This window comes from Streptomyces sp. enrichment culture (genome assembly GCF_964272855.1).
GTDB lineage: Bacteria > Actinomycetota > Actinomycetes > Streptomycetales > Streptomycetaceae > Streptomyces.
Genome location: NZ_OZ186847.1, coordinates 7760973 through 7787045 on the forward strand (window position 1 = coordinate 7760973; position 26073 = coordinate 7787045).

General features: G+C 70.9%; 24 protein-coding genes and 1 pseudogene. 17 read left to right on the forward strand and 8 right to left on the reverse strand.

Translation table 11 applies throughout. From position 1 onward, the window contains the following. Positions 1-160 precede the first annotated feature (160 nt). From ACSU6L_RS34575 to ACSU6L_RS34600, 6 genes are all read left to right on the forward strand, one after another. Complete coding sequence (locus ACSU6L_RS34575; protein WP_437065148.1) at positions 161-1477, forward strand: uracil-xanthine permease family protein; 1317 nt, start codon at positions 161-163, stop codon at positions 1475-1477. Next, on the forward strand, positions 1474-2892 hold the full coding sequence (locus ACSU6L_RS34580) for an amidohydrolase family protein (protein ID WP_437063331.1): 1419 nt from the start codon (positions 1474-1476) through the stop codon (positions 2890-2892). The genes ACSU6L_RS34575 and ACSU6L_RS34580 overlap by 4 nt, the downstream gene beginning before the upstream one ends. Next, positions 2889-3599: a sulfite exporter TauE/SafE family protein gene (locus ACSU6L_RS34585; protein WP_437063333.1), complete on the forward strand. Its 711-nt coding sequence runs from the start codon at positions 2889-2891 to the stop codon at positions 3597-3599. Before ACSU6L_RS34580 ends, ACSU6L_RS34585 begins: the two co-directional genes overlap by 4 nt. A gap of 290 nt (positions 3600-3889) precedes the next feature. Next, the gene (locus tag ACSU6L_RS34590) at positions 3890-4951 is read left to right on the forward strand and encodes an acyltransferase family protein (RefSeq protein WP_437065150.1); all 1062 of its coding nucleotides are present in this window, start codon (positions 3890-3892) and stop codon (positions 4949-4951) included. Positions 4952-5059: 108 nt separating this feature from the next. Then, entirely contained in the window at positions 5060-5494 is a 435-nt protein-coding gene (locus tag ACSU6L_RS34595; RefSeq protein ID WP_437063335.1) for a BlaI/MecI/CopY family transcriptional regulator, read from the forward strand. Between the two features lie 6 nt (positions 5495-5500). Next, complete coding sequence (locus tag ACSU6L_RS34600; protein ID WP_437063337.1) at positions 5501-6445, forward strand: M56 family metallopeptidase; 945 nt, start codon at positions 5501-5503, stop codon at positions 6443-6445. 156 nt (positions 6446-6601) lie between these two features. Here ACSU6L_RS34600 and ACSU6L_RS34605 read toward each other — a convergent pair. From ACSU6L_RS34605 to ACSU6L_RS34615, 3 genes and pseudogenes are all read right to left on the reverse strand, one after another. Beyond that, positions 6602-6943: pseudogene (locus tag ACSU6L_RS34605) on the reverse strand (tellurite resistance TerB family protein); the annotation flags it as partial. An 81-nt stretch (positions 6944-7024) separates the two neighbouring features. Next, positions 7025-7999, reverse strand: coding sequence for a sporulation protein (locus ACSU6L_RS34610; protein ID WP_437063339.1), 975 nt, complete (start codon positions 7997-7999; stop codon positions 7025-7027). Positions 8000-8144: 145 nt separating this feature from the next. Continuing rightward, the gene (locus ACSU6L_RS34615) at positions 8145-8369 is read right to left on the reverse strand and encodes a twin-arginine translocase TatA/TatE family subunit (protein WP_437063341.1); all 225 of its coding nucleotides are present in this window, start codon (positions 8367-8369) and stop codon (positions 8145-8147) included. A 264-nt stretch (positions 8370-8633) separates the two neighbouring features. Between ACSU6L_RS34615 and ACSU6L_RS34620 the strand changes: the two genes are divergently transcribed. The 3 genes from ACSU6L_RS34620 to ACSU6L_RS34630 all read left to right on the forward strand — a co-directional run bounded on the left by ACSU6L_RS34620 (position 8634) and on the right by ACSU6L_RS34630 (position 11352). Next, entirely contained in the window at positions 8634-9641 is a 1008-nt protein-coding gene (locus tag ACSU6L_RS34620) for an NADP-dependent oxidoreductase (RefSeq protein WP_437063343.1), read from the forward strand. Beyond that, positions 9638-10411, forward strand: a complete 774-nt coding sequence (locus ACSU6L_RS34625) for an SDR family oxidoreductase (protein WP_437063345.1) — start codon at positions 9638-9640, stop codon at positions 10409-10411. The genes ACSU6L_RS34620 and ACSU6L_RS34625 overlap by 4 nt, the downstream gene beginning before the upstream one ends. 143 nt (positions 10412-10554) lie before the next feature. Then, positions 10555-11352 carry a maleylpyruvate isomerase family mycothiol-dependent enzyme gene (locus ACSU6L_RS34630; protein WP_437063347.1) on the forward strand — a complete coding sequence of 266 codons (798 nt, stop codon included), beginning with the start codon at positions 10555-10557 and terminating at the stop codon, positions 11350-11352. A gap of 29 nt (positions 11353-11381) precedes the next feature. On the opposite strand, the gene ACSU6L_RS34635 is transcribed toward ACSU6L_RS34630, so the two are convergent. Further along, positions 11382-11648: a hypothetical protein gene (locus ACSU6L_RS34635; protein ID WP_437052223.1), complete on the reverse strand. Its 267-nt coding sequence runs from the start codon at positions 11646-11648 to the stop codon at positions 11382-11384. Positions 11649-11666: 18 nt separating this feature from the next. Between ACSU6L_RS34635 and ACSU6L_RS34640 the strand changes: the two genes are divergently transcribed. Both ACSU6L_RS34640 and ACSU6L_RS34645 read left to right on the forward strand, forming a co-directional pair. Then, positions 11667-12359, forward strand: coding sequence for a TetR/AcrR family transcriptional regulator (locus tag ACSU6L_RS34640; RefSeq protein ID WP_437052221.1), 693 nt, complete (start codon positions 11667-11669; stop codon positions 12357-12359). Positions 12360-12799: 440 nt separating this feature from the next. Then, positions 12800-15211 (forward strand): SpoIIE family protein phosphatase, encoded by a 2412-nt coding sequence (locus tag ACSU6L_RS34645; protein ID WP_437063349.1) that lies wholly within the window; start codon positions 12800-12802, stop codon positions 15209-15211. Between the two features lie 112 nt (positions 15212-15323). Here the strand turns inward: ACSU6L_RS34645 and ACSU6L_RS34650 are convergent, their stop codons facing one another. Next, entirely contained in the window at positions 15324-16940 is a 1617-nt protein-coding gene (locus tag ACSU6L_RS34650) for a cation acetate symporter (protein WP_437063351.1), read from the reverse strand. Next, positions 16937-17416, reverse strand: a complete 480-nt coding sequence (locus ACSU6L_RS34655; protein WP_437063352.1) for a DUF485 domain-containing protein — start codon at positions 17414-17416, stop codon at positions 16937-16939. Before ACSU6L_RS34655 ends, ACSU6L_RS34650 begins: the two co-directional genes overlap by 4 nt. A gap of 198 nt (positions 17417-17614) precedes the next feature. Between ACSU6L_RS34655 and ACSU6L_RS34660 the strand changes: the two genes are divergently transcribed. The 3 genes from ACSU6L_RS34660 to ACSU6L_RS34670 all read left to right on the forward strand — a co-directional run bounded on the left by ACSU6L_RS34660 (position 17615) and on the right by ACSU6L_RS34670 (position 19409). After that, positions 17615-18004, forward strand: coding sequence for a VOC family protein (locus tag ACSU6L_RS34660; RefSeq protein WP_437052215.1), 390 nt, complete (start codon positions 17615-17617; stop codon positions 18002-18004). 225 nt (positions 18005-18229) lie between these two features. Then, the gene (locus ACSU6L_RS34665; protein WP_437052213.1) at positions 18230-18745 is read left to right on the forward strand and encodes a DUF1877 family protein; all 516 of its coding nucleotides are present in this window, start codon (positions 18230-18232) and stop codon (positions 18743-18745) included. 85 nt (positions 18746-18830) lie between these two features. Continuing rightward, entirely contained in the window at positions 18831-19409 is a 579-nt protein-coding gene (locus tag ACSU6L_RS34670) for a Type-2Aa cytolytic delta-endotoxin (RefSeq protein WP_437063354.1), read from the forward strand. Positions 19410-19562: 153 nt separating this feature from the next. On the opposite strand, the gene ACSU6L_RS34675 is transcribed toward ACSU6L_RS34670, so the two are convergent. Continuing rightward, entirely contained in the window at positions 19563-20591 is a 1029-nt protein-coding gene (locus ACSU6L_RS34675; protein ID WP_437052211.1) for a saccharopine dehydrogenase family protein, read from the reverse strand. A gap of 163 nt (positions 20592-20754) precedes the next feature. On the opposite strand from ACSU6L_RS34675, the gene ACSU6L_RS34680 reads away from it, so the two are divergent. The 3 genes from ACSU6L_RS34680 to ACSU6L_RS34690 all read left to right on the forward strand — a co-directional run bounded on the left by ACSU6L_RS34680 (position 20755) and on the right by ACSU6L_RS34690 (position 23124). Next, the gene (locus ACSU6L_RS34680; protein ID WP_437052210.1) at positions 20755-21708 is read left to right on the forward strand and encodes a helix-turn-helix domain-containing protein; all 954 of its coding nucleotides are present in this window, start codon (positions 20755-20757) and stop codon (positions 21706-21708) included. A 184-nt stretch (positions 21709-21892) separates the two neighbouring features. Further along, entirely contained in the window at positions 21893-22624 is a 732-nt protein-coding gene (locus ACSU6L_RS34685; protein WP_437063356.1) for a prepilin peptidase, read from the forward strand. Positions 22625-22740: 116 nt separating this feature from the next. Continuing rightward, positions 22741-23124: a hypothetical protein gene (locus ACSU6L_RS34690; RefSeq protein ID WP_437063358.1), complete on the forward strand. Its 384-nt coding sequence runs from the start codon at positions 22741-22743 to the stop codon at positions 23122-23124. Positions 23125-23259: 135 nt separating this feature from the next. Here the strand turns inward: ACSU6L_RS34690 and ACSU6L_RS34695 are convergent, their stop codons facing one another. Continuing rightward, positions 23260-26070, reverse strand: coding sequence for a SpoIIE family protein phosphatase (locus tag ACSU6L_RS34695; RefSeq protein ID WP_437063360.1), 2811 nt, complete (start codon positions 26068-26070; stop codon positions 23260-23262). Positions 26071-26073: the final 3 nt, after the last annotated feature.

Below are 26073 nucleotides of genomic sequence, written 5' to 3' on the forward strand. Positions count from 1 at the left end.
GTTCCCGTACGCCCGAACGGAGCCCGACGTGTCCAGTCCCCGCGAGAGCCTGCCCGAAGCCGGACAGCCCGCCGCCACCGGCCCTGCGGTGGTCACGCGCGGTGGCGGCGAGCCCGCAGCCGCCCCCGCCGGCCCCCGGAGACCCGGAACCACCCATCCCGTGGACGAATCGCGCCCGGTCCTGAAGATCCTCCTCTTCGGGATTCAGCACGTACTCGTCATGGCCGCCACACCCATCTCGGCGATCTTCCTGATGAGCGCCACGCTCGGGCTCGGCACCGAGCTGACCGTCGACCTGCTGTCCGCCGCCTTCGTGCTGTCCGGCGTCGGCTCACTGATCCAGTCGCTCGGCCCCTGGAAGTTCGGGCCACGGCTGCCGTTCGTGATGCTGCCCGGCGGGGCGCCCCTCATCCTGTTCCTCGCGATCGCGGAACAGCACGGACTGCGCACCGCCACCGGAGCGGTGATCCTCACGGCGGCGTTCTACTTCGTCGTGCTGCCGGTCTTCTCCCGGCTGCTCAAGTTCTTCCCCGCCCTGGTCATCGGCACGATGATCGTCATTGTCGGTGTCAACCTGGTGAAGGTCGGCGCGGTCCTCGTCACCGGACGTCCCGGCACGCCCGGCTTCGCGGATCCCCTCAACCTCGGCCTCGGCATGGCGACCATCGCCTTCACCGTCGCCTTCTACCTGCTCTTCACCGGGATCCTGCGCCAGCTCGCCGTGATGCTCGGCCTGCTCGCCGGTACCGTGCTCGCCGCCGCGCTCGGCGCGGTCGACTTCGCGGGCGCCGACGGGGCACTGGTCAGCCTGCCGCGTCTGCTGCCCTTCGGCTCACCGGAGTTCAACCTGGTCGCCGCGCTGCCGCTGATGCTCTACAGCCTGGCCTCCATGGCCGAGGCCACCGGCCAGACCGTCATCAACGCCGACGCCGTCGGCAAGGACATCGACAAGCGGACCGACGTGCCGAAGACCGTCCGCGGTGACGCCCTCACCTCCCTCTTCGGAGGCTTCTTCGGCTTGCCGCTCATGGTCACCAGCGGGGAGAACATCGGCATCGTCCGTGTCACCGGCGTCCGCAGCCGGTTCGTCACCGCCGCGGCCGGCATCGTACTGATCGTCATCGGGCTGCTCGCGCCTGTCACCAACGCGATCAGTCTGATCCCCTCCGCGGTCATCGGCGGCACCGCCATGGTCGTCTTCGCCGTCATCACCGTGCTCGGCATCCAGATGCTCGGCCGCTCCGACCTCGACAAGCACACCAGCACGTTCATCTGCGCCGTCGCCCTCGCTCTGGGGCTGCTGCCGATCCTGATCCCCGGCGTGTACGGCCACTTCCCCGCGAACGTCCGCATCCTGCTGGAGAGCGGAGTCGCCGTCGGCGCGTTCGTCGCCGCCGTCCTCAACGTCCTCTTCCACCACGTCCGGCCGGGCATCACCGCCCGTCTGGCCACCGCACGTACAGAAAGCGACCGATGAACCAGCCCGACCGCGACGCTCTCGCCGCCCCCGGCCCCCTCCTCCTCCAACCGGACGCGGTCCTGCTCCCCGAAGGTCCCGCCGACGGGTGGGCCGTCGTGATCGGCGACGGCCGCTTCGAGTCGGTCGGACCAGCGCACGAACTGGAGCGCGCCCACCCGCTGTTGCGGCCCGTACGGTTGCCCGGCCATCTGCTGATGCCCGGCTTCGTCGACGCCCACCACCACCTCACCCAGAGCTTCGGCGCCGCGCTCGCCTTCGGGGAGCCGTCCGAGATATTCCGCCGGGTCTGGGTCCCGCTGGAGGGCGCGCTGGACGAGGAGTCGGCCTACACGGCGGCCAAGCTGGCCGCACTCGAAGCGCTACGCGGCGGTTTCACCACCGTCGCCGACGCCGGAACCCGCGCCGGTGTGGACGTCGACGTGGTCGCCTCCGCCGCGCGCGACGCCGGAATCCGCTGCGTCCTGGGACTCGTCTGCAACGACGCCGACAGCGGAGACGAGGCGAGTCACCCGGCCGTTCTCGAGAACGCCGAGAAGCACCTCGCCCGGTATGCCGGCGACCCCCTCGTCCACGCTTCACTGGCCGTCTCCATCCCCGAAGCGGCCACGGAGGGGACCCTGCGCGCCACCGCCCGACTCGCCGCCGAGGCCGGCGCCGTCGTACAGATCCATGTCAACGAGCACCTCGCGGGCGTGGAACGCTCCCTGGTCCGGCACGGGGTGCGGCCTCTGGAACACCTGCACCGCATCGGCGCGCTCGGCCCCCAGCTGCTCGCCGCGCACGCCACACTCCTCACCCCGCGCGAGCTGACCCTGCTCGCCGACACCGGAACCGCCGTCAGCTACAACCCCGTCGCCAGCGCGTGGAAGGGCAACGCCGTCGCGCCCGCGACCGCCATGGCCGAGCGCGGCATCCGCTTCGGTCTCGGTACCGACGGCACCCGGGGCGACGGCTTCCGGCTCGCGGAGGCCGCGGAGTTCGCGCAGCGGCTGGCGTACGGTCTGGGCACCGGCGACTCTTCGTGCGGGGCCGGCTGGACGTGGCTGGAACACGCCCACAGCGGCGGTGCGGACGCCGTCGGCCTCGGTGCCCGTACCGGCACCATCGCCCAGGGCATGGCGGCCGACTTCCTCCTCGTCGACGTCGACACGCCGGAGCTCGCGCTCTCCTGGGACCTGCCCTGGGAACTCGTACGCCGCGGCAACCGGGACCAGATCACGGCTGTCTACGTCGCCGGACGTCTGCGCCTGTGGAAGGGCCTGCCGACCGACTGGGACGGGCCCGCGCTGGTGCGGCGCGCGGCCGAGCTGGCCCGCGCCGCCGTGGGCAGGGCGGACGTGACCCGGGTGCATCCCACCTCCACGGTGGCACGGGCGCTGCACCGGTCGGGGGAGCGGAGCACGCAGCAGTGACCTCGGAAACGCTGACGGTCCTCGCCGTCACGGTGGCCGTGGCCGCGTTCGTCCAGGGCAGCAGCGGGCTCGGCTTCGCGCTGATCGTCGCGCCGGTGGCCGGGATGCTCGATGCCGGACTGGTTCCGGTCTTCGTCCTGGCGGCGATGATCCCGCTCAACCTCTACGTCGCCTGGCGGGAACGGGCCTCGCTCGACCTGCGGGGAGCGGGCTGGATCACCGGGGCGCGGCTCGCGGCCACCCCGGCCGGACTGGCGCTGCTCTGGCTGATCCCGGAACACAGCCTCGGCGTGTTCGTGGGCGTCGCCACCGTGCTCGCAGCCGTCGTGAGCCTGGCCGCGCCCGCGTTCACACCCGGCCGGGCCGCGTATGTCGGCGCGGGGGCGGTGACCGGACTGACGGAGACCGCGACCGGCGTCGGCGGGCCCCCGCTCGCGCTGGTCTACCAGCACCGGCCGCCCGCCGAACTGCGTTCGACCGTCGCCGCGTGCTTCCTCGTCGGGGAAGTCGCCTCCCTGGCACTGCTGTTCGGAACCGGCAAGGCGGAGGTCACAGAGCTCGGCCAGGCTGCCCTCCTGCTGCCGGCGATCGCTGTCGGCGCGTGGCTCAGCCGCCTGGTGCACCACCGTCTGGACGCCCGCAGGATGCGCCTGTTCGTGCTGGTCTTCGCCCTGGTCTCCGGCCTCGTCCTGATGCTCGGGGGGTGAGTGGTACGACCCCGCGAGGCGCGCGGGCTCGCCGCGCGCCTCGCGGGGCTGCAAGAACGCGCACGGGGCGGCACGCCGTCGACGGGACGGCCACCGCTCCATGCGCGCGAGATGTTTACTTCGCCGCCAAGGGGCAAGGCGCTCCGGATGCCGTGCCTCCACATCACAGCCGTACGCCTTGAAAGGCGCGCTCTTCCTCGCGCTGGTTCCGCACGAGCTGGACAGGGGGAGTGGTGAGCGGCATCGCCGAGGCTGTGCCCGCTCACGCGGCGGCTTCGGCGCCCACGGCCGTGCGGAAGGCCGGGCCCGCACAGGCGAAGCGGCGGGACGCCTTCTTCGACAACGCCAAATACCTGGCGATCGTGCTGGTCGCGATGGGGCACGCCTGGGAGCCGCTGCGCTCGGGAAGCCGTGCCGTCACCGCGCTCTACATGGTCGTCTACGCCTTTCACATGCCGGCGTTCATCGTGATCTCGGGCTACTTCTCGCGCGGCTTCGACGCGAGCCCGGAGAAGATCAAGCGCCTGATCACCGGCGTCGCCGTTCCGTACGTCGTCTTCGAGACGGCGTACACCTACTTCACCCGGTGGAGCGACGGCGTCCCCGACCGCCAGGTCAGCCTGCTGGACCCCCTGTATCTGACGTGGTTCCTCGCGGCGCTGCTCGTCTGGCGCCTGACCACCCCCATCTGGAAGAGCGTGCGGTGGCCGCTGCCCATCGCCCTCGGCGTCGCGGCCCTGGCGACGCTCTCGCCGTCCATCGGCAAGGACCTCGACCTGCAACGCGCCCTGCAGTTCCTGCCGTACTTCGTGCTCGGCCTGTGCCTGAAGCAGGAGCACTTCCGGCTGGTGCGCCGGTGGCGAGTGCGCGTCATGGCCGTGCCGGTCTTCGCGGGTGCGCTGATGTTCGCGTACTGGGCGGTCCCGCGGATGGACTACGCCTGGTTCTTCCACCGCGCCGCCGCCGAGGACTTCGGCGTCCCCGCCTGGTACGGGCCGGTCATGACCCTGGCCGTCTTCGGCTGCTCGATGATCCTGGTCGCCTGCTTCCTCGCCTGGGTGCCCGGGCGCCGCGTGTGGATCACGGCGCTGGGCGCGGGAACGCTCTACGGCTATCTGCTGCACGGCTTCGTCATCCAGGCCGCCAACCACTGGCACTGGTCCCGCCTCGACTGGTTCCACCAGCCGCTGGGCGAGATCACCGTTTCCCTCATCGCCGCCGCGGTCGTGACCCTGCTGTGCACTTCCCCCGTACGGAAGGTTCTCCGGTTCGCCATGGAGCCGAGGATGGACTGGGCCTTCCGGAAGGGCATGACCCTGAGGGGGCAGGGCGAGGGCGTCGTGCGGAAGTAGCGAGGGGGAGCGCTTGGGAGCGGAGCGCCTGCGGAGAGAGCCGCCGGGAGGCGACGCCGGCCGGCGTGCCGTACCGATCGCCCGAACCTGCCGATGGGCGTCTATACGATGTCCGCCCGGGAAACGGACGGCGGCGGATGGAGACAGGGCGTGACGGAGGAGCAGCGGCAGCGTTCCCGGCGGCGGGGGCAGGGGGAGCTTGAGGCTCTGGTCCTGTCGGCACTGCGGGAAGCGGACGGCCCGGCGACGGCCGGCTGGGTGCAGGAGCGCCTGGGCGGAAACCTCGCCTATACGACGGTGATCACCATCCTGACCCGGCTGCTGGCCAAGGGGGCGGTCACCCGCGAGCGGGCGGGCCGGTCCTTCGCCTGGACGCCGGCCTCGGATCAGGCGGGACTGGCCGCGCACAAGATGCGCAAGGTGCTGGATGCCGAGAGCGACCGTGAGGCGGTGCTGGCCAGCTTCGTCACCAGCCTGGGACCGGACGACGAACGGCTGCTGAGAGAACTGCTGGGCCGGGCCAGGGACGAAGAGGACGACTGAAGCTTCATGGGGGTGTTCGTTTTTCTGCCGCTGGTGCTGCCCCTGACGGCGTGGCCGATCGCGCGCCTCGCCGAGCAGCATCTGCACCCGCGCACCACGGCCCGGCTGCTGACCGGGGTGGCCGCGGTGATGGCGACGTGCAGCACGGTGTGCCTGGGCCTGGTGATGGTGGTCGGCACTGCCCAACTTCCCGGTAATCCGCTGCCGGACGGCTGGTCGGACCCCGAGGTGCGCGAGGCGGTGCCGTACGACGAAGTGGTCGGCAAGGCGGCGATTCCCGCTCTGTGCGCGGTGCTGGTGGCGTGCGGCCGGACGCTGTGGCGGCACGGCCGGGTGCGCCGTCGCGCTCACCGGGCGCTGGCCGGGCTGCGGGAGACGGAGGTTGCCGTCCTGCCGGATGACGATCCCTACGCTTACGCGCTGCCGGGTGGCCGGAGGGATCGCGTGGTGGTGACCACGGCCCTGCTGGACTGCCTCGAACCGGCCGAGCGCCGGGCGCTGTTCGCCCATGAGCGGGCCCATCTCGCCGCCGGCCATCACCGCTTCCTCCTCGCGGTGCAGCTGGCCGCGCGGGCCAATCCCTTCCTGCGGCCGCTGCGGACGGCGGTGACGTACGCGGCGGAACGGTGGGCGGACGAGGACGCGGCCCAGGCGGTCGGCAGCCGGCGGACCGTGGCCCGCGCGATCGGCAAGGCGGCACTCGTGTCGCGCGGGACGCCCGTGGCCACCCTGGCGGGTTTCGCGGCGGCCGGGCCGGTGCCGCGCAGGGTGGCGGCCCTGCTCGGGCCCGCTCCCGTGGCCCGCGGCTGGCCGTCGGTGTTCACGTCGGTGTTCACGTCGGTGGGTCTGGCGGCATGGGGCGCGGCCGTGGGGACGGCCGTGTCGGCGATGTCGTCGGCGAACTCGGCCGTGACGATGGTCCTCATCCTGCGCGCGGCTACGCCGCTTTGACCCGGACACGGACTCGGACCCGGACTTGGACCCGGACTCGGACGTGATCCTCGACGTCCCGGTCCGGGTTTCGCATTCGAGCGGGCGCGGCGGGCGCGGCGGGTCGGCGCCGAAGGTCCGCCGAAGGCCGTCCGCCCGCCGCAGGTCCTCGTCGGGTCAGAGGTCGAACTCGTGCGGTGGCAGGCCGAGGGCGTAGCACGCCTCGCGGACCACGGCCTGCTCGTCCTTGTCGAAGTCGCCGTCGGCGCCGCCGATGACGATGCCGATCTGGATGACGGCACGGGCCTCGGCGGGCTTCTTCTTCGCCTTGGCGATCTCCTGCATGACGCTCACCTTGCCGAATGCGAAGTCCGTGGCGAGCTTGTCCGGGTTCTGCTCGAAGCGGCGCCGCAGGTCGTCGGCGTCGAAGTTCTGCAGCACCGCGTTGGTGGCGATCAGCTGGGCCACGCGCTGCCGCTCGGAGGGGCCGACCGTGCCGTCGGCGGCTGCGACGAGCGCGCGGCGGGCGCCCAGTCGGACGCCCGCATCTTCTACAGTAACGTAGAAGTTGGCGCGATGGTTCCCGCCGAGGGCGATCGCTCAGCCCTCGTCCTCGTCGCCCTCGAAGAAGTCCCCGACCTCGTCGACCACTTCGGCCGCGACCATGCCGCCGACGACGCCCACCGCCAGCCCGGCGGCGCCCGCGGCGACGGCCGTCCCCATGCCGGGCCCGGACCGGTGGTCGTCGTGCCCGTCGTGTCCGTAGTGCCCGTGGCCGGCGTGCGGGTCGCCGTGAACGCCGTACGAGGCCCGGTGCTCGACCAGTTGACGGATCCAGCCGTCGACTTCGGTGTTCCAGTCGCGGGCGTCGTGATGGCCGACGGTGAAGCGGGTGAGCGCGTCGTGGCCCGAGGTGAGGAAGCCGCCGCGCTTGTCGGCCTCCAGGACGACCTCCAGGCCGCCGGGGCCCGCGAGGAAGGTCACCTCGATCTCGTTCACCTGGTGCGCGTACCGCGGCGACGGGGTGATCTCGATCTCCTGGTAGAAGGGCAGCCGCTGTCCCGTGCCGCCGATGCGTCCGTACTCCAGGTCGGCGGACTTGAAGCCGAAGCCGAGCCGGCCGAGCGCTTCGAGGATCGCCTCCTGGGCGGGCAGCGGGCCGACGGTCAGCGGGTCCAGGTCCCCCTTGCCCTTGGCGCCGGCCACCGACAGCTCCGTGCGCACACCGAGGACGATGCCCAGCGGCTGGCCGTACAGCTCGGTGATCGGGGTCTCCCACGGCAGGGTCACGCTGAACGGCACACTGCGCTGCTCGCCCCCGGTGAGCCGGAAGCCGCCGCCGACGGTGTAGCGCTCGAAGGCGACGACGCCCTCGCTCTCCCCGTCGTCGTACTCGGCCTCGACCCGGGCCACCAGCTCCAGCGTGATGTGCTCGATGTCGAAGTCGGCGTTGCCGCCCTTGAGGTGGACCTGGCCGGAGAGCGTGCCGCCGGGCTGGACCGGTCCCGGGTCGAGGACCGTGTCGACGGTGGGGCCGCCTACGCCGAGCGAGCCGAGCAGTCGTTTGAACACCATTGTGGCGTCCACTCCTTATACGTGCGTGCGTCGCCGAGGGGTGATGCCGCGGACCACCCATTCTACAAGCGCGTAGAAGCATAGGGGGTCGGGGCGCGGGTGGGGGTGCGGTCCGCCCTCGCGGGACGGAAATCCCTCACTCCCGTCAGCTTCGAGACGGCGGTTCCTCCCGATCGATCACGGTGCCGGTGACCACGGTGCCGGAGCCTGCGGCTCCCTTGGGGGAGTCCTGCTCCTTCAGTGCCTTGGTCTCGCTCTTGAGGATCCGGGCGGCCTTGCCGGCTGAGCGAGTCAGTTCGGGCAGCCTTTTGATCGCGAGGACCACGATCACGACGATGAGGATCACGGCGAACTCGCTCAAGCCGAACATCAGGTAGGCCCTTTCCCAGGTGGTGCAGGCCGGCCGCTGCCGGCCTGCTGGTTACGCACGATAATCTACGATGCTGTAGAAGTTTCTTCCCGGGGTTGATCGCCAACAAGCGCTTCTTCCGGGCTCGTTGACCGGGAGTGCCCCCGAGGTGAGGCGTTGCGGCAGCGGTGTCCGAAGTGGAGCGCGGTGTGTGGTCAATATCACGGCATCGGGCGTACCTACTGGTCGGTATCCTCGCGGAGAGCCGCGACGACAGGAGGCGCGATGTCTGCGACCAACCGCCAGATCCGTCTGGCAGCCCGCCCCGTGGGCGAAGTCAAACCCCAGGACTGGGAGCACGGTGCGGGTTCCGTCGATGAACCGGGCCCGGGCCGGTTCGCGGGCCGGACACGTGTGATCTCCCTGGACCCGGCGATGCGGGGCTGGCTGGACGACCGTCCCTCCTACCTGCCGCCGGTGGGCATCGGTGAGGTGATGCGCGCCGGATCGGTCGTCGAGGTGACCGCGTCGAACCACCCCGGCTTCCAGCCGGGTGATCACGTGGTCGGAACGTTCGGCGTCCAGGAGTACGTGGTCTCCGACGGCAAGGGCGCCATGAAGATCGACACGTCCCTCGCCCCGCCCTCGACGTATCTGGGCGCGCTGGGCATGCCCGGCATGACCGCCTACTTCGGCCTGCTGGACGTCGGGGCGCTGAAGGACGGCGAGACCGTAGTGGTGTCGGGAGCGGCCGGCGCCGTCGGCACCATCGCGGGTCAGATCGCGAAGGCCAAGGGCTGCCGGGTCGTGGGCATCGCCGGAGGGCCGGAGAAGTGCGCGCTGCTCACCGGCGAACTGGGATTCGACGCGGCGATCGACTACCGCGCCGAGGACGTCAGGAAGGCGCTGCGCCACCACGCCCCCGACGGCATCGACGTCTACTTCGACAACGTGGGGGGCGACATCCTCGACGCGGCCCTGACCCGGCTGGCGATGCACGCGCGCGTCGTGGTGTGCGGTGCCATCAGCCAGTACAACAGCGACACTTCGGTCAAGGGCCCCTCGAACTACCTCTCGCTGCTGGTGCGTCGCGCCCGCATGGAGGGCTTCGTCGTCTTCGACTACGCCGAGCGCTACGCGCAGGCCGCCCGGGAGATCGCCGCCTGGATCGGCGCCGGCCGCATCAAGGTCAAGGAACACGTGGTCAGGGGGACCGTCGACGACTTCCCCGACACGCTGCAGATGCTCTTCCGCGGCGAGAACGTCGGCAAGCTCGTCCTGGAGCTGGCATGACGGCCGCCGGGAGCGGGGCCGCGCTCCGGGACAAGGTGGCGATCGTCACCGGCGGCGCCAGCGGACTGGGCCGGGCCACGGCGCTGGCGCTGGCGAAGGCGGGCGCGCGCGTCGTGGTCGCGGACCTCGACGCGCGGGGCGGCCGCGAGGTGGCCGAGATGATCGACGGCCATTTCCGTGCCTGCGACGTCTCCGACCTGGAGGCCAACCGTGCGCTGGTGGAATTCGCCCAGCAGCAGTACGGCGGCGTCGACATCGCGTTCCTCAACGCGGGGGTGGCGACCGGATGCGGCATCGGTGAGGACTTCGACCCGGCGCGCTACCGCCGTGCGATGGGCGCCAACCTCGACGGCGTGGTGTTCGGCACACACGCGGTCCTGCCGGCGCTGCGGGCCCGCGGCGGAGGAGCGATCGTCGCGACCGCGTCCCTGGCGGGGCTGGCGGCGGTGCCGCTGGATCCGCTGTACGCGGCCAACAAGCACGCGGTCGTGGGACTCGCACGCTCCCTGGGACCGGCTCTCGCGCCGCACAACGTGCGCTTCAACGCCGTCTGCCCGGGGTTCGCCGAGTCACGGATCATCGACCACCTGCGCGACATGCTCTCCGAGCAGGAAATGCCGATCATCCCGGCCGAGGCCGTGGCGGACACGGTGCTGCGGATCGTCACCGGCGACGGCACCGGGGAGTGCTGGTTCATCCAGGCCGGACGCGACCCGGAGCCGTTCCGTTTCCGCCACGTGCCTGGCCCGGGCAAGCCCGTCGGCGTTTGAGGGGGCGCACCGGCAGTCCGTGGCGGACACGGGCTGCCGGTGCACCGGTGCTCCGGCAGGCGTACAGGGTGTCCTGCTCCTCGAGCCGTCCTCGGTCAGCCGTCCGGCTGACCCCGCAGCTTCTTCGAAAGGCATGTCTCACGATGACCACGGCCGACCACGCCGAGCCCGCATCCGTTGTCACCCCGGTCGATCACCGCAGAGAGGTCGCGTCGGAGACCGCCCGGTTCGTCGCAGCGGTCAGGGACGCCGACCTGGCGACCGCGGTGCCCAGCTGCCCCGGCTGGACGCTCGCCGACCTCGTCAAGCACACGGGCAGTGTCCAGCGATGGTTCTCGGCCCTGCTGCGGGCGCGCATCCAGGAACCCCCGCGCACACGTGAGGTGGACCTGCGGCTCCCCGAACAGCAGAACGGATACGCCGACTGGCTGGCCGAGAGCGCGACCGTGGCCGCGGACGCCTTCGCAGCCATCGACCCGGACTTTCCCATGTGGGCGTGGGGCGTCGACCAGCACGCCCGCTTCTGGGCACGCCGCATGCTCTTCGAGACCTTGCTGCACCGGGCCGACGCCGAGCTCGCACTCGGCCTCCGGCCCGTCATCGACCGTCCGGTCGCCGTCGACGGGATCGACGAGTTCCTGGTCAACCTGCCCTTCGCGACCTTCTTCGCCCCCAAGGTGGCCGACCTGCGCGGCCCCGACAGGACCATCCGCTTCCGCACGACCGACGGAGACGACGCCTGGCTGGTCCGCCTGCGGCCCGACGGCTTCGGCCTGGACACGTCCCGTCCGGCCTCGGACACCGCTGATGCGACCGTCCGGGGAACCGCGGCCGATCTGCTCCTGCTCGTTTACGGCCGCCTGCCCTACGAGGCAGAGGCCCTCGCTCACGACGGGGACGAGGACCTGCTGGCTCACTGGTTCGCCAACTCGGCCTTCTGAGGCACGACGGGCTCCGACAAGGGCCCGCCTCAGCCAAGCTTGAGGAGGCCGGCGTCGACGACCGCGCGGCCGAAGGGGCTCGCGAGTTCGGCGAGACGCTCACAGCCGGCGTCACCCAGAGGCGCGTAGGCGGGAAGGGCGACGATCTGCAGCAGAACCTCGACGGAGCGGCACGGATCGGAATCGGGGGCGTACTGCACACCAGCGCCGCCGACACCCGCCGCCAACCCGCCGAACGCTTCGGGATCGGCGCTTGACCGCGCACCCCGAGCGACGGCATGAACATGGTGTCGCATTCAAGTAAAGTGCCCTGGATGGAGACCACCGGGCCCGAGGAGATCGACAGCGAGCAGGCGCCGCCCATGGCACCCCTCTCGCAGCTTCGTGAGCCGCCTGCGACGAAGCGTGGAGCACGGACACGGGCCGCATTGGTGCAAGCCGCGCTGAAGGTGTTCGAACGGGACGGCTACCTCGACACCCGCCTGACCGACATCACCAAAGAGGCTCGATGCGCGGCAGGATCCTTCTACACCTACTTCGCCAACAAGGAAGAGGTGCTTGCCGCCGTCCTCCTGGAGGCGCAGGAGGACATGATGCACCCCGGCATGGGCCGGGTGCAGGATGCCGACGATCCCTGTGCGGTCCTCGAAGCGAGCAATCGCGCGTATCTGGAGGCATACAGAAGGAACGCGAAGCTGATGGGCCTGCTCGAGCAGGTCGCGCAAGTGGAGCCGGACTTCCGCGAGTTCCGGAGCCGGCGCGCCGACGCGTTCATCCGCCGCAATGCCCGCGGCATCGCCGAACTGCAGGCGCGAGGTGTCGCAGACCGTGGGGTCGATCCGATGATGGCCTCCCGAGCGCTGTCGGGCATGGTCAGCGTCATGGCCTACAACGCCTTCGTGCTCGGCGAACGGCAGGAAGGGGCCACGCCTGTGGACTTCGAGGAACTGGTGTCCACGGTCACCCGCCTCTGGGCGAACGCCCTCCGGTTCCCCGGCCACCGCTGACCCGGCGGCCGGACCGCCCTGGGGGGTGTCTCGTCGATCAGGCCGGATCAGGGAGCGGCGCCTGGTGCCGTGCGTCGCAAGGCGGAGGAGGGAGCCGATGCGATGGGGGTGCTCGAGCGGAGCCGAGAGCTTGGGGGAATCGGGGACCGACGACAACGCGACGAGGCGCGGCGCCAGACGCCGCGAGCCCGGCATGATCGGCGAGACGTCCCCCAGGCCTTCCGGTGTCGGAAGCGCGATGCCCGCCACGCCGTGCCACTCCGTGGGCGAGACCGCGGCGCCACCGGATTCAATAGGCTTGCATGGCAGCAGCAGGTCAGCGTGCTTCGGGGAACGCCTGAGCCGACCGGACGCCGCTGCGCCGGTCCCCGGGCGTCACGGGACCTGAGGCAGGACATCGGCGACCGAGGACAAGGTGGTGTCCAGCGGTGGAGAAGCGGATGACGGAGCTCAGCGAAAGCCACGACGATCCGTTCGCCCAGCACCTCGCCGCCCTGGCGGTTCTCGACGACCGGGGCGTCGTGGTCGGATGGAACCGGCGGGCCCAGGAACTGCTCGGTCATCCTGACACCGACGTGATCGGTCGTTCGGCACTCGGCGTCCTTGTGGATCCTGGCGATCTGCCGGCTGTCCGAGAGGCCGCGGCGGGCGCCAGGAGAGCCGGCGGCTGGTTCGGGGTGCTCAACGTGCGGCACCGCGACGGCCGGCTCGTGGAAGTGGGTCTCAGGGCCCACGCGCTCTGGCGCGACGGCCGGGTCCGCGAGTGGTTGCTCGCCGGGGCGCTCGCGGATGACGTCCTGGAGTGGCAAAGGGACCGCGCGGTTCTCGACGGCTTGTACCGCCGGTGCCCGATCGGCCTGGTCGTCCACGGCCCCGACCTGAGACTTCTCCGGGTCAACCGGGCCATCGAACGCTTCAGCGGCGTCCCGGCAGCGGACTTCCGGGGGCTGCCCACCGGCTGTTTCCTCCTCCCTGACGACGCGCGCAAGGCCGTGGACCGTGTGCGCCAGGTGATGGAGACCCGAAAGCCGTTGATCTACTCCGAGCAGTTCACTCGCCTGGAGCAGGATCCGGCACGCGAGCGGGTCGCGCTGGTCTCGTCCTTCCCGATGGAGGATCCCTCCGGCCGCATCCTGGGTGTCGCCGAGATGATCGAGGACATCACCGAACGTCATCGCGCCCAGCGCCGGCTCGCGCTCCTCGACGAGGCCGGCGGCCGTATCGGCACCACCCTCGACGTGGCCGAGACGGCCCGGGAACTCGCCGAGGTGATGGTGCCGCACCTCGCCGACCACGCGTCAGTGGACCTGCTCCAGCCGGTGACGCGCGGTGAGGAACTGGCGCGGCCCCTGGCAGGGCCGGTGGTACGCGTGGGAACCAGCGGCATCGGTGCCCAAGCCGTCCCGCCCCACCCCGAGCCGGTGGAGTTCGCGCCTGACACTCCCCAGGCCAGATGCCTGACCGAAGGACGGCCCGTCCTGGAAGCGGTGCTCCCGCCCGACTGGTTCTCCGCCGAAGGGCACCAGGGGGCCCGTGCTCCGGAGCTGGGCGCTCACTCGTTGATCGTGGTCCCTGTCGCCGCCCGTGGCCTGGTGCTCGGAGTGATGACCCTGTGGCGTTCGCGCCGTCCCGATCCCTTCGAGGCGGACGATCTCACCCTCGCCCAGGAACTCGCCGCGCGCGCCGCCGTCGCCATCGACAACGCCCGGCGCTTCACCCAGCAGCAGCAGACCGCGCTCACCCTGCAGAGCAGCCTTCTGCTGCGGGAAGTGCCGGACCAGTCGGCCGTCGAGGTGGCCCTGCGGTACCTGCCGGCCAGCGCGGCCTCCGGCCTGGGCGGCGACTGGTTCGACGTCATTCCCCTGTCCGGTGCCCGGGTCGCCCTCGTCGTGGGCGACGTGGTGGGACGCGGCATCCACGCAGCCGCCACCATGGGGCGGCTGCGTACCGCCGTACACACGCTCGCCAGCCTCGACCTGGAGCCGGACGAGGTCCTGTCCCGTCTCGACGACCTGGTCAACCTCCTGGCGGCCGAACAGGAGGCAGTCGGCGAACCGCCCGTGGGCGAGCAGGTCGTCGGCGCCACCTGCCTGTACGCCGTGTACGACCCGGTCTCCGGGCGGTGCTCCATGGCCCGCGCCGGCCACCCGCCGCCCGTGGTGACCGCGCCGGACGGACAGGTGTCTCTGCTGGACCTGCCCGCCGGCCCACCGCTCGGCCTGGGCGGCCTGCCGTTCGAGGCACGGGACGTCGAACTGGCCGAGGGAAGCTTGCTGTGCCTCTACACCAACGGACTGATCGGCGAACGTCACATCGATGCAGACGCCGGCCTGACCAAGTTGCGCGCAGCGCTCACCCGCCCCACCGACGCGCTGGAACGCACATGCCAGGCGGTGGTCGACTCGCTCGTGCCATCGCGCCCCAGCGACGACGTCGCCCTGCTGATCGCCCGTACGCGCATGCTGCAACCGGACGATGTCGCCTCCTGGTGTCTGCCGCTGGAGCCTGCCAGCGCCGCTCGGGCCCGGGACCTGACCTCCGCGAAGCTGACCGAATGGGGACTGGAGCACTTGGCGTTCAGCACCGCGTTGATCGCCAGCGAACTGGTCACCAACGTCTACCGCTACGCCGGCGGTCCCGCGACCCTGCGGCTGATCCGTGAACGGTGCCTGGTGTGCGAGGTCGGCGACGCCAGCCACACCTCACCCCACCTGCGCCGCGCCCGCACCACCGACGAGGGCGGGCGCGGCTTGTTCCTGGTGGCCCAGATGACCGAACGCTGGGGCACCCGGTACACCCGCGAGGGCAAGATCGTGTGGACCGAGCAACCACTGGCCGGCATGTTCGCCTGACGCACCTGACGCACCTGACGCACCTGACGCACCTGACGCACCTGACGCACCTGACGCACCGGCACCGTCACCGTCACCGGACAACGGGCGCCGACCGCCCGACCGAGACGGCTCACTCGGCTGCGGCGAGCAGCCGTGCCTCGCTCTCCTCATACAGCCGCCGGGTCTCGACGCTGTCGGCGGTGCGGCGCCGGTGGTCCAGACGGCTGCCCAGCCAGCCCGCCAGGTAGCCGAACGGGATGGAGACCAGTCCGGTGGACTGCATGGGGAACCAGTGGAAGTCGGCGTCCGGGAAGAGGGCGGACGGCGTGCCCGAGACGGCCTCGGAGAAGACCATCAGCACCAGCGCGCAGGCCGCGCCGCCGTAGAGGGTGGCGACCAGGCCGGTGCGCGTGAACCCCCGCCAGAACAGGGAGTAGGTGAGCGCCGGTGCCACCGCCGATGCCCCGATGCAGATGGCCAGAGTGGTCAGCACGCCGACGTCCCAGTTCTGGACCAGGGTGGCGAGCCCGATGGCGACGATTCCCACGGCCACGCTCGTCCACGCCGCCACCGTCATCTCCGTGCGCGGATCCGCCTGCCCCCGCCGTCTCACGTGGGCGAACAGGTCATGGGCGAGCGACGAGGCCGCGGCCAGGGTCATTCCCGCGACCGAGGACAGCAGGGTGATGAACACCATGCCCGCCACGGCCGAGTAGAGAATCGTCGTGCCCGTGGAGCCGGGTGCTCCGCCGAGCATCTGCGACAGCATGAGCATCGACGTCCTGCCTTCCGGGTCGGCCGCGATGATGGACTGCGACCCCACCAGCGCTGCCGCACCCGTCCCCATGACGATCACGAGCAGGCAGAACGTGGTGACCGTGGCGACCGCCCAGGACATGGAGCGACGTACGGCGGGCACGTCCTGCGCCGAGTACAGACGCATGGTGATGTGGGGCAGGCAGGCCACACCGAGGACCACGGTGATCTGGAACCCGATGAAGTCCAGCCGCTCACCGGCCGAGGTGCCCAGTTGAAGGCCTTGCTGGAGGAAGGCGGGGCCCGCGCCGCTGCCCTGCTGGGCGGCCCTGAGCACGGCGCTGGGGCTCCAGTCGAAACGGTTCAGGACCAGGGCGGCGACGGCGAGGCTGGTGGCGAGCAGAAACACGATCTTGACCATCTGGACGAGCGCGGTGCCTCTCATGCCGCCGAGCGCCGCGTAAATGATCATCAGGCTGCCGACGATGACGATGCTGCCCGTCCTGGCGCCCGCCAGGTGCGGGAGGTCCAGGATGAAGGTGAGCAGCGACCCGGCCCCGGAGAGCTGTACGACCAGGAAGGGCACTGTCGCCGAAAGCGTCACCACGCAGGCGGCGACACGCACGGCCCGCCCGGGCATGTTGCGGGCCAGGACGTCACCCATGGTGAACCGGCCGGCGTTGCGCAAGGGTTCGGCCAGCAGGAACATCAGCAGCACCAGGGACAAGGCGGTGCTGACCGCGAGGACGTAGCCGTCGTATCCGGTGAGCGCGACGATGCCGGTGGTGCTCAGCACGGTGGCCGCGGAGATGTAGTCGCCCGCGATGGCCAGGCCGTTCTTGAACGGGGTGAGCGAGCGGTAGCCGGTGTAGAAGTTGGCCAGGTCGTCGCGGTCCGGGCCCGCCATCACGCACATCAGCAGCGTGAGGGTGACCAGCACGGTGAACAGGAGAAGGACGGTGGCCTGCGTCCCGGAGCTGAAGTCGTTCATCTCGCCGCACCGGTGTTCCCGCCGGCGGCGACCGCCTGCTCCCTCACGGCGCGGGCCAGCGGATCCACCGACCGTTGCGCGCTGCGTCCGTACCAGAAGACCGCCGCGAAGGTCACGACGAGTTGGAGGACGCCCAGGGCCATGCCCAGGCTCAGCTCCCCGGCGATCTCGGACCCCATCAGGCCCGGGGCGGCGCAGGACAGCACGATGTACACCACGAAGGAGCCGAGTGCCGCGAGCGTGGAGGTCCGGCGAAGGAGGCGGTAGGCCGAGCGGAGGGCGGCGAGGTCGGCGCTGTGCCGATGAGTCTCGTGCGCGTACGGCTCGTTCTGCGCGTACGGCTCGTGCCAGGGGGAGCGACCGTCCGGGGCGTACCCGGGAGGGACGTCGTATCCGTATGACGAACGATCGGTGTGCGTCAGGGACCAACCCGGTGACGCTGATGGCGGATACCGGTTCTCGTCGGGGTATGTCATCGACTGGCCTTCCACTACGGCTCGGATCCGTGGAGATGAACGGGGAGTGGCTCAGCGGCGCACCATACCGACTGGTCGGCATGGCTGTAAGTAGGCGGTGGATCACGTTTCGGGGTCGATGCGGATGCGGCGCTCCGGACCGGGAAGCCGAGTGGTCCTGGGTGCCCTGAGGGGATCACGCTCTGAGAGGATCAAGGCATGGCGTACGCACCTATGCAGATCAATGCCCTCATCGTCGATGCCGCTGACCCCGAACGGCTTGCCGCGTTCTGGTCCGAGCTGCTCGGCAGGCCGGTCGTCGGCCGCATGGGACCGTACGTATGGCTGCGGCGCGAGAACGGCCTGGGGCTGGGCTTTCAGCGGACCGGCGAGCCCAAGTCGGCCAAGAACCGTATGCACTTCGACATCACCTCACCCGACCCGGCCGCCGAACAGCAGCGTGTCGAGGCGCTGGGTGGGTGCCGGTTGGAGGAGTACGCCGCCGGCGGGTTCCTGGTGATGGCCGACCCCGAAGGCAACGAGTTCTGCGTCATCCCCGAGGGCCCTTTCGAACTCGATGACGAAGGGCGCGCTGACTACCTCGCCTGACGTGCCGCGCGCCCGCCGCGTCGGCCATGAGAACCCGCTGTCCGGTTGCCGGAACACGGTGACAGACATCCGGGGTGCCGAAGACTCCGGAGTTCCCCGACCTGCTGCGCATGATCGGCGAACGGTCGACCGCCTTCCGTGCAGCGGTCGCCGCCGCACCCGGCACGACGCCCCCCCACCGCTACCTCGACCTTGCTCCGCGTCCGGGAGCCGGAGGAGTAGAACATGAGCATCCACCTGCACTTTCGCGCCGTCGCGGAGTCCGAGGTCCGCGACGACCACACCTGGCTCGCGGCGTTCATGTCCGAGGCTTGGGACAACCACCCCGACGAGGTCGCAGCGGGTATCGCCGGCTCGATCGACAAGGTCTGGAACTCCGTCAACGACCTCTACGCCGTAGCCGATGACCTCGACGCACACGCGCACGCGCACGCACGCGCCGACGCCGACAAGGCATGGACACTGCCGATCTACGGCGGCCGCCCCGTGCCGCACAGCGCCGACGCCGACCCCTCCGACCCGCCCATGATGATTCTGGAGCCGCCTGGGGTGTCACGGGCCGCGGACTTCCTTGCGGCTGTCTCCTTCGACGACTTGTGGAAGCGCGCCGGTGCCAAGCTGGGCGGCTGGGACGAGGCGCAGGCCAGGCTGGAGTTCCTCAACCATCACAGGGGCCTGCGGGGGTTCTACGGGCGGGCGGCTTCGGCGGGGCACGCCGTGGTCAAAGTGGTGTGGGCTTGAGAAGCGGCCGGCGTGGTCGCGTGCCGGGCGCGGTCACGGCATACTGACGCCTCATCCATTCAACAAAATGTTTAAGGAGGATGAGTTGGCAGCCTGCTTCAGAACAGTCACCGTGGTGGACGAGGCGCACCAGGCCCAAGCGGAGGCCCTCAGGAGCGCCTTCCAGGAGGCGATCGCACCCGCCACAGTCAATTACGACTTCGCGCGCATACGCGATGCCGCCGCCGTGCTCCCCGACAGCGACACCGTCAAGGTGATCCGCGGTTGGAAGCTGCAGGAGGAGGCACCGCTCGTGGTCATGGTGCTCTCCCTCAAGGAGGCGGTCCGTCAGGCGCTCCCCGCGGAGGCGGCTCAGGCGTCGTTCTGGGACACCATCGAACGCGACCTCGTGGACGCGTTCACCGGTCTCGCCGCGCAGGAGGGCGAACCAGGGCTGGCCTACTACGAGGAGCAGCCGGACCGCACCAGCTACTACCGCGATCTGTTCTTCGCACTCCAGGACATGGAAGCCGGCGCGTACCTGTACGGTGTCGCCTTCTGCGCCGACGTCACCGTGGGCCTCGGCAAGGACCGTGTGGGGACCCTGGGCGTCGCCGACACCGCACCCTTCGCCGTACAGCTCAACGCGATCGTCGTACGCCAGAAACTCGCGAACGCGGCCTGACAGTCGGACAACGCCCGTCGCTTCCGTTCGCAGCCGTGCCCGGCGCGTCGTGCGTCCGGCTCCCAGGATCAGTCACAGCCCGCCGTCCCGGGCCGTGAGATCGCACAGCCCCTCGCGGCGAGGTCAGGGCGACCGGATCGCTGGACCGGATCGCTACGGGAGCAGTTCCAGGGTGACGTGCGGGGACAGCGCGCGCAGAAAGTCCGGGCCGTCGAACATCTCGCCTGCGGCGGCGACGCCGACCGTGCGGGTGCGGCCGGTGAGAACGCGGTCGAGGGCCTCCACGACGAGAGGGGCCGTGACGGCGTAGATGTCCTGGCCGTGGGCTGTCGCGCGGCGTTCGGTGCCGCCCGAGCGCACGACCGCGTCGATGAGGAAGGTCTGGTCGGACCGCCCGTTCTCGTCGGCCGCGATCGGGGTCGGCGTGTCCGGGGACGCGATGTCACGTACGGCCCGGACCGTCATATAGGTGGTCACGTCCGGGATGGACAGGTGGCTGGACACGGTCACCGCGTCGGCCATCGTGAACTCCCCGATCACCGGCTGGGGACCCATCGGTTCGGGGAAGCGCCACTCGAGGGTCGGCGGGGCGTCGGTGCGGTACTCCCACTGGCCGTTCGCGAAGCGCAGGCGCCGCTCGCCGCGTCGTTCCCGCGAGACCGCACCCGAACGCCGTGTCCCGGCGGTGGGGTGCCAGCTGCTCAGGCCGTAGGCGATGTGTGCCTCGTCGGCCTTGGCCCAGTCACCCATGGCCGCGGTGGCCAGCAGGTCGCCCAGACCGCCGAAGAAGGCCATCGCCGGAACGATCACCGCGCCTGCCTCCCGTGCCCGGTCGGCGAAGTGCGCGAAGGTGTCGATGTTGGCCTCGAGTTCGGCCGCCACATCCAGGTACGGGATCCCGGCCCGCAGGGCGGCCTCGATCACGGGAGCCGTCGTAGAGGCGAACGGTCCGGCACAGTTGATCACGGCTGCGGTGCCGGCCAGCGCACGGTCGAGCGAGTCCGGGTCGTCGACCGACGCCGTACGGGCCTCCAGCCCGGCCCCGGAGGCCAGCGCCTCCAGTTTGCCCGCATCGCGGCCGGACAGCACCGGGACGAACCCGCGCTCGACCAGCTCCGCCACGACGAACCGCCCGGTGTGTCCGTACGCTCCGAACACCACCACTGTCTGGCCCGATCCCATACGCCCGCTCCCCGTACTCGCCCGTACTCGTCCGCACTCGTCTGTGCCTGGACGACCCGCCGCCGATCCCTGTCGACCCGCGGCGCTCTGTCACGGAGATCCTGACGCGGAGCAACACCCCCACACGAGTGTCTGCAACGACATGACCCATACACTTCCGGACATGCCCACCGTCGCGTTGGCCATCACCGATGGCATGCTGCACCTCGAACTTTCCCTGGCATGCGAAGTGTTCGGCGCCGACCTGACCCACATAGTGGACCCCTGGTACCGCTTTTCGCTCTGCGGACCGAGCCCCGTACGACTCGGCCGCTTTCACCTGGAACCCGACCACGGGCTCGACCACCTGGCCCTCGCCGACACCGTGATCGTCCCGGGCTGGGCCGACACCGACCAGGACCCGCCGGCCGAACTCGTCGACGCGGTACGCGCAGCCCACGAGGCGGGCGCGCGCGTGGCCTCCCTGTGCACGGGCGCCTTCGTCCTGGCCGCCGCCGGACTGCTGGACGGCAAGCGCGCCACCACGCACTGGGCCCACACCCGGGAACTGGCCAGGCGCCACCCGAAGGTCACGGTGGACCCGGACGTCCTCTACGTCGACAACGGCAGCGTGCTCACCTCCGCCGGCAAGGCCGCCGCCATGGACCTGTGCCTGCACCTGGTACGCCTCGACCACGGCTCGTCCATCGCCAACAAGATCGCCCGGCGCCTGGTCGTACCACCCCACCGGGACGGCGGCCAGGCCCAGTTCATCGCCACCCCCGTCCCCGAGCCGGGCAACCATCCGCTCGCGGACCTCTTCCCCTGGGTGATGGGGCGGCTGAACGAGCCCCTCACCGTCGAGGACCTGGCCCGCCAGGCGCAGATGAGCTCACGCCACCTGGGCCGCCACTTCAAGCAGGTGACCGGCACCACCCCGCTGCAGTGGCTCCACACCCAGCGCATCCGCTACGCGCAGGAGCTGCTGGAGACCACCGACGACACCGTCGATACCATCGCCACGGCCACGGGCATGGGCACCGCCACCACCCTGCGCCGCCACTTCGCCCGCACGGTGGGCGTCCCACCGGACACCTACCGCCGCACCTTTCGCTCCCAGACCCGCTTTCACCACTGACAACGCCCTGCTCACGTGCCGCGCCTCGTCGCGTTGTCGTCACTCTCCCCCACACTCGAACGAGCTCCCGCGGGGGCATCCCCATCGCTCCGCATCGGCTCCCTCCTCCGCCTTGCGATGCACGGCACCAGACGCCGCTCCCTGATCCGGCCTGATCGACGAGACACCCCCTAGGCTCCGTGTCGTGGAGACGTTCTGGATCATCGCGGTGGCCGTTCTGTGGGGTGTCGGGACCGGCCTGCTCATACCGCGTGCCGCCTACCGGCTTTCGGTGACGCCGGAGGAGCCCTGGCGGAAGACCTGCCCGGAGGGACACCCGTTCACCGGGATCGGGGACGGGTGGCTGGGGCGGGCCCGCTGCGCCGACGGGGACAGGTTCGGACCGCGTACGTCCACCGTCGCGGCGGTGATGGTCGTCGTGTGCGCCCTGCTGGGGGCCGCCACCGGGGCCCGTCCCGAACTGCTGGTGTGGCTGCTGCTGGCACCCAGCGCCGTTCTGCTCGCCACCGTGGACATCGCGGTTCACCGGTTGCCCGACGTGGTGACCCTGCCGCTCGCGGCGTCCGCGCTCATCGGGCTCGGAGGAGTCGCGCTGCTGCCTGGTGCCGACGGCAGCTGGAAGACCGCGCTGCTGGGTTCCCTCACCCTCGGCGCTTGCTACTTCGCGCTGTTCTGGATCAACCCCGGCGGCTTCGGCTTCGGCGATGTGAAACTCGCCCCCGCGCTCGGCGCGGTCCTCGGCTGGTACGGCTGGGAGATCCTGCTGATCGGCACCTTCGCCGCGTTCCTGTTCGGCGCGCTGTACGGCGCGGGCCTCATGCTGGCGCGCCGCGCCGACCGCAAGACGGTGATCCCGTTCGGCCCGTTCCTCATCACCGGAGGGTTCGTCGGGGTGCTCCTGGGCGCCCTCGCGTGACGTCGGTCTTCGCACCCCGGAGATTCGCATCCCAAATACGGGTAACCCCCGCTACGGCGGGGTTACCCGTATCCGTCCGCGAGCGCTCGCGACACAGTGTCCGGCTGAGATCGGTTGTGACTGAACACCCGATAGGCGTCGTCATGATCGTCGGCCTGTGTCTGGCCGTGATGGGCGGGGCGGCCGAGTGGATGGCCCGGGAGGCTCTGGCGGAGCAGATCCGCAAGGACCCGGGCCTCGTCGGGGCCGACACCACGGTCCGGCAGCACGACGGCTGGGCTCTGGCCGCCCTGACCGGAGAACGGCTGGAACAGGTGGACATCGTGGCGGACAACGCCACGCTGGGACCGTTCAAGGGCGTGTCGGTCCAAGTCGAGGTGTTCGGCCTTCGGCTGGGCCCGGTGGCCTCGCCTTGGTGCCGGTGGACGACGGGAAGGCCGGGGGAGAAGGTCTCGCCGGCTCCGGCGAGGCCGGGCCCCCGGAGTGACGGCCGCGGCTGAGGCCCTCGGCCTCAAGGTGCTGGCGGCGGCGGTCATGGGAGACGGCCTGCACGTCGTCACGGACGGCGGCCCGGGCGAGCTGAAGTCCTGACGCACGGCCGAGGCGGGGACGCGCTCGAACTAATCGAGGTCGAACTAATCGAGGTCGAACTGGTCGAGGTCGAACTGGTCGAGGAGGAAGCTGACCGGTGCGGGGTGTGAGGCGCCGGAAGTGCCGTCCTGAAGGAACTGTTCCGCCCAGATGACCTTGCCGCGGGGCGTGTGCCGCGTCCCCCATCGCTGGGCGAACTGCGCCACCAGGAACAGCCCCCGTCCGCCCTCGTCCGTGGTCGCTGCCCGCCGCAGGCGCGGCGAGGTGCCGCTGCCGTCCGACACCTCGCAGGTCAGGCAGCGTCCGTGCAGCAGCCGCACGCCGATCGGCGGCGAGCCGTACCGGATCGCGTTGGTGACCAGCTCGCTGACGATCAGCTCCGTGGCGTATCCGGTCTCCTCCAGCCCCCACTGCGCCAGGGTCTCCCTGCAGCGCGCCCGCACCGAGGGCACCAGCGCCGGGTCCGGCGGCACGTCCCACTCGGCCACGCGCGAGGGCGGGTAGATCCGGGTGCGTGCCGTGAGCAGCGCGATGTCGTCGAAGGAGTGCGAGGGCTGCAGCGCGTCCATCACCGCCTGACACGTCTCCTCCGGACTGCGGTCCCCGAAGCCGTCCAGCGCCCGGCGCAACCTCTCCATCCCCACGTCGATGTCCTGGGCGCGGTCCTCCACCAGGCCGTCGGTGTACAGCACCAGCTGTGAGCCCTCCGGCAGGGTGAACTCGGCGGTCTCGAAGGGGTAGCCGCCCAGACCCAGGGGCGCCGAGGCCGGGACCCCGGGACAGGTGACCGTCCCGTCCGGGAGCAGCACCATCGGCTCCGGGTGTCCCGCACGGGCCATCGTGCAGGACCCCGCCACCGGGTCGTAGACGGCATAGAGACAGGCCGCGCCGGTCACGCCCTGCCCCTCGTGGCCGTTTGCGGCGTCGTCCGCGCCCTCCTCGTTGTCCATACGGACGACCAGGTCGTCCAGGTTCCCGAGCACCTCGTCCACGGGCAGGTCGAGGGTGGAGAAATTGTGCACCGCGGTGCGCAGCCGGCCCATCGTCGCCGCCGCGTGCAGGCCGTGCCCGACGACGTCACCCATCACCAGGGCCACGCGAGCCCCGGGCAGCGGGATGACGTCGAACCAGTCCCCGCCCACCCCCGCCTCCGCGGGCAGATACCGCCAGGACACCTCCAGCGCGTCCTGATCCGGCTGCCCGCGCGGCAGCAGGCTGCGCTGCAGTGTCACCGCCATCGCGTGCTCCCGGGTGAACCGCCGGGCGTTGTCGAGGGCCACCGCCGCCCGGACGGCCAGCTCCTCCGCGAAGACGAGGTCTTCCGGCTCGAACGTCGGGGAGTCCGCCGTCCGGTAGAAGTTCGCCACGCCCAGCGCCACGTTCCGCGCCCGCAGCGGCACCGTCACGAGCGACCGCAGCCCGCACTCCAGGGCCTTCCGGGCGCGCTCCGGATCCTGTTCCCGCCAGCCTTGTGCCTGCGACAGGTCCGTCTCCAGCATGCCCCGCCCCTCCTGCAGCGTCCGCATCTGCGGGGTGCGGACCGAGAACGTGATCACCTCGCCCAGTTGATACACCGGCACCATCGGGTGGTCGCCGCCGATCGCCGCCCGGCGCAGATGCCGCCAGCCCTCCGCCGTCGGCTCCCATCCGCGCAGCACCGCGTCGAGCAGATCCACCGTCACCAGGTCGGCGAACTGCCGCGCCGCCACGTCGGCCAGCTCCTGGGCCGTACGCTCCACGTCCAGCGTCGTCCCGATGCCCACCCCGGCTTCGTACAGCAGCTTCAGCCGCTCGCGCGCGACCTCGGCCCGCCCCGAGACCACCGCCAGCTCCGTGGTGTCCCGCAGCGTCACCACGGAGCCGCCCCGGTCGTCGTGCGGGTACGTCGGCCGCTTGTTCACCGCCAGCATCCGGTTCCCCACTTTGTGCACCTCGTCGGTGACCGCGTCCGGCGACGACAGCAGGCGCAGGACCGGCTCCGGCAGTCCCAGCTCCCGCACCGGGCACCCCTGCACCTGCTCCGGCAGTCCGAGCAGTCGCGTCGCCTCGTCGTTCGCCAGCAGCAGCCGCCCGTCGGGACCGGTGATCAGCACCCCTTCGCGCACCGCGTGCAGGACCGCGTCGTGGTGCTCGTACAGCCGCGCCAGCTCGACCGGGGCCAGGCCGCGGGTCTGCCGCCGCAGCCGCCGGGTCACCAGCGTGGTTCCCGCGATGGCCAGCGCGAGCGCGGCGGCGCCGCTGCCCAGGATGATCGGCAGCTGCGGCAGCCACAGTTCCGTCACGTTCGTGACCATGAGCCCGGCGGAGACCAGGCCGACCACCTCGCCACGCGAGTCGGTCACCGGGACCACCGCCTGCACGTTCGTCCCCCTGCCCACGGGCAGCGGCGGACCGCCGGCCTGCTCGACGACGGTACGGCCCTGCAGCGCCGGTTCGATGGTGCCGACGAACTTCTTCCCGATCTCCTGGGGGTACGGGTACGTGTAGCGAATCCCCTCCGTGTTCATGGCGACGATGAAGTCCATGCCCGCGCGCTTGCGTGCCTCCTCGGCCCGCGGCTGGAGCACCGCCGACGGGTCCGGGCTCTGCAGCGCCGCGGCCGTGCCCGGGGCGTTCGCGAACGTCTGGGCCGCGACGACCGACTCCCGGCGCCCTTGCTGCAGAGCGTCACTCGCCGCCTGGAGCACCATGCCCACCACCGCCGCCGCGACCAGCAGGACCACGATGACGATCTGGAGCAGAAACACCTGACCGGCCGCACTGCGCAGGTTCAGCAGCGAGGCGCGGCCTTCGCGAGAACGTCCGACAGGCGGATGACGTTCCGGGCTCCGAGAGCGCCCGGAAAATACCTCCATACA

What these genes read in the sequence shown, in the direction of transcription:
- ACSU6L_RS34580 (WP_437063331.1), top strand. Translation starts at nt 1,474, where the DNA reads ATGAACCAGCCCGACCGCGACGCTCTCGCCGCCCCCGGCCCCCTCCTC.
- ACSU6L_RS34595 (WP_437063335.1), top strand. Translation starts at nt 5,060, where the DNA reads ATGTCCGCCCGGGAAACGGACGGCGGCGGATGGAGACAGGGCGTGACG.
- ACSU6L_RS34600 (WP_437063337.1), top strand. Translation starts at nt 5,501, where the DNA reads ATGGGGGTGTTCGTTTTTCTGCCGCTGGTGCTGCCCCTGACGGCGTGG.
- ACSU6L_RS34610 (WP_437063339.1), bottom strand. Translation starts at nt 7,999, where the DNA reads ATGGTGTTCAAACGACTGCTCGGCTCGCTCGGCGTAGGCGGCCCCACC.
- ACSU6L_RS34615 (WP_437063341.1), bottom strand. Translation starts at nt 8,369, where the DNA reads ATGTTCGGCTTGAGCGAGTTCGCCGTGATCCTCATCGTCGTGATCGTG.
- ACSU6L_RS34620 (WP_437063343.1), top strand. Translation starts at nt 8,634, where the DNA reads ATGTCTGCGACCAACCGCCAGATCCGTCTGGCAGCCCGCCCCGTGGGC.
- ACSU6L_RS34625 (WP_437063345.1), top strand. Translation starts at nt 9,638, where the DNA reads ATGACGGCCGCCGGGAGCGGGGCCGCGCTCCGGGACAAGGTGGCGATC.
- ACSU6L_RS34630 (WP_437063347.1), top strand. Translation starts at nt 10,555, where the DNA reads ATGACCACGGCCGACCACGCCGAGCCCGCATCCGTTGTCACCCCGGTC.
- ACSU6L_RS34635 (WP_437052223.1), bottom strand. Translation starts at nt 11,648, where the DNA reads ATGCGACACCATGTTCATGCCGTCGCTCGGGGTGCGCGGTCAAGCGCC.
- ACSU6L_RS34640 (WP_437052221.1), top strand. Translation starts at nt 11,667, where the DNA reads ATGGAGACCACCGGGCCCGAGGAGATCGACAGCGAGCAGGCGCCGCCC.
- ACSU6L_RS34645 (WP_437063349.1), top strand. Translation starts at nt 12,800, where the DNA reads ATGACGGAGCTCAGCGAAAGCCACGACGATCCGTTCGCCCAGCACCTC.
- ACSU6L_RS34650 (WP_437063351.1), bottom strand. Translation starts at nt 16,940, where the DNA reads ATGAACGACTTCAGCTCCGGGACGCAGGCCACCGTCCTTCTCCTGTTC.
- ACSU6L_RS34655 (WP_437063352.1), bottom strand. Translation starts at nt 17,416, where the DNA reads ATGACATACCCCGACGAGAACCGGTATCCGCCATCAGCGTCACCGGGT.
- ACSU6L_RS34660 (WP_437052215.1), top strand. Translation starts at nt 17,615, where the DNA reads ATGGCGTACGCACCTATGCAGATCAATGCCCTCATCGTCGATGCCGCT.
- ACSU6L_RS34665 (WP_437052213.1), top strand. Translation starts at nt 18,230, where the DNA reads ATGAGCATCCACCTGCACTTTCGCGCCGTCGCGGAGTCCGAGGTCCGC.
- ACSU6L_RS34675 (WP_437052211.1), bottom strand. Translation starts at nt 20,591, where the DNA reads ATGGGATCGGGCCAGACAGTGGTGGTGTTCGGAGCGTACGGACACACC.
- ACSU6L_RS34680 (WP_437052210.1), top strand. Translation starts at nt 20,755, where the DNA reads ATGCCCACCGTCGCGTTGGCCATCACCGATGGCATGCTGCACCTCGAA.
- ACSU6L_RS34695 (WP_437063360.1), bottom strand. Translation starts at nt 26,070, where the DNA reads ATGGAGGTATTTTCCGGGCGCTCTCGGAGCCCGGAACGTCATCCGCCT.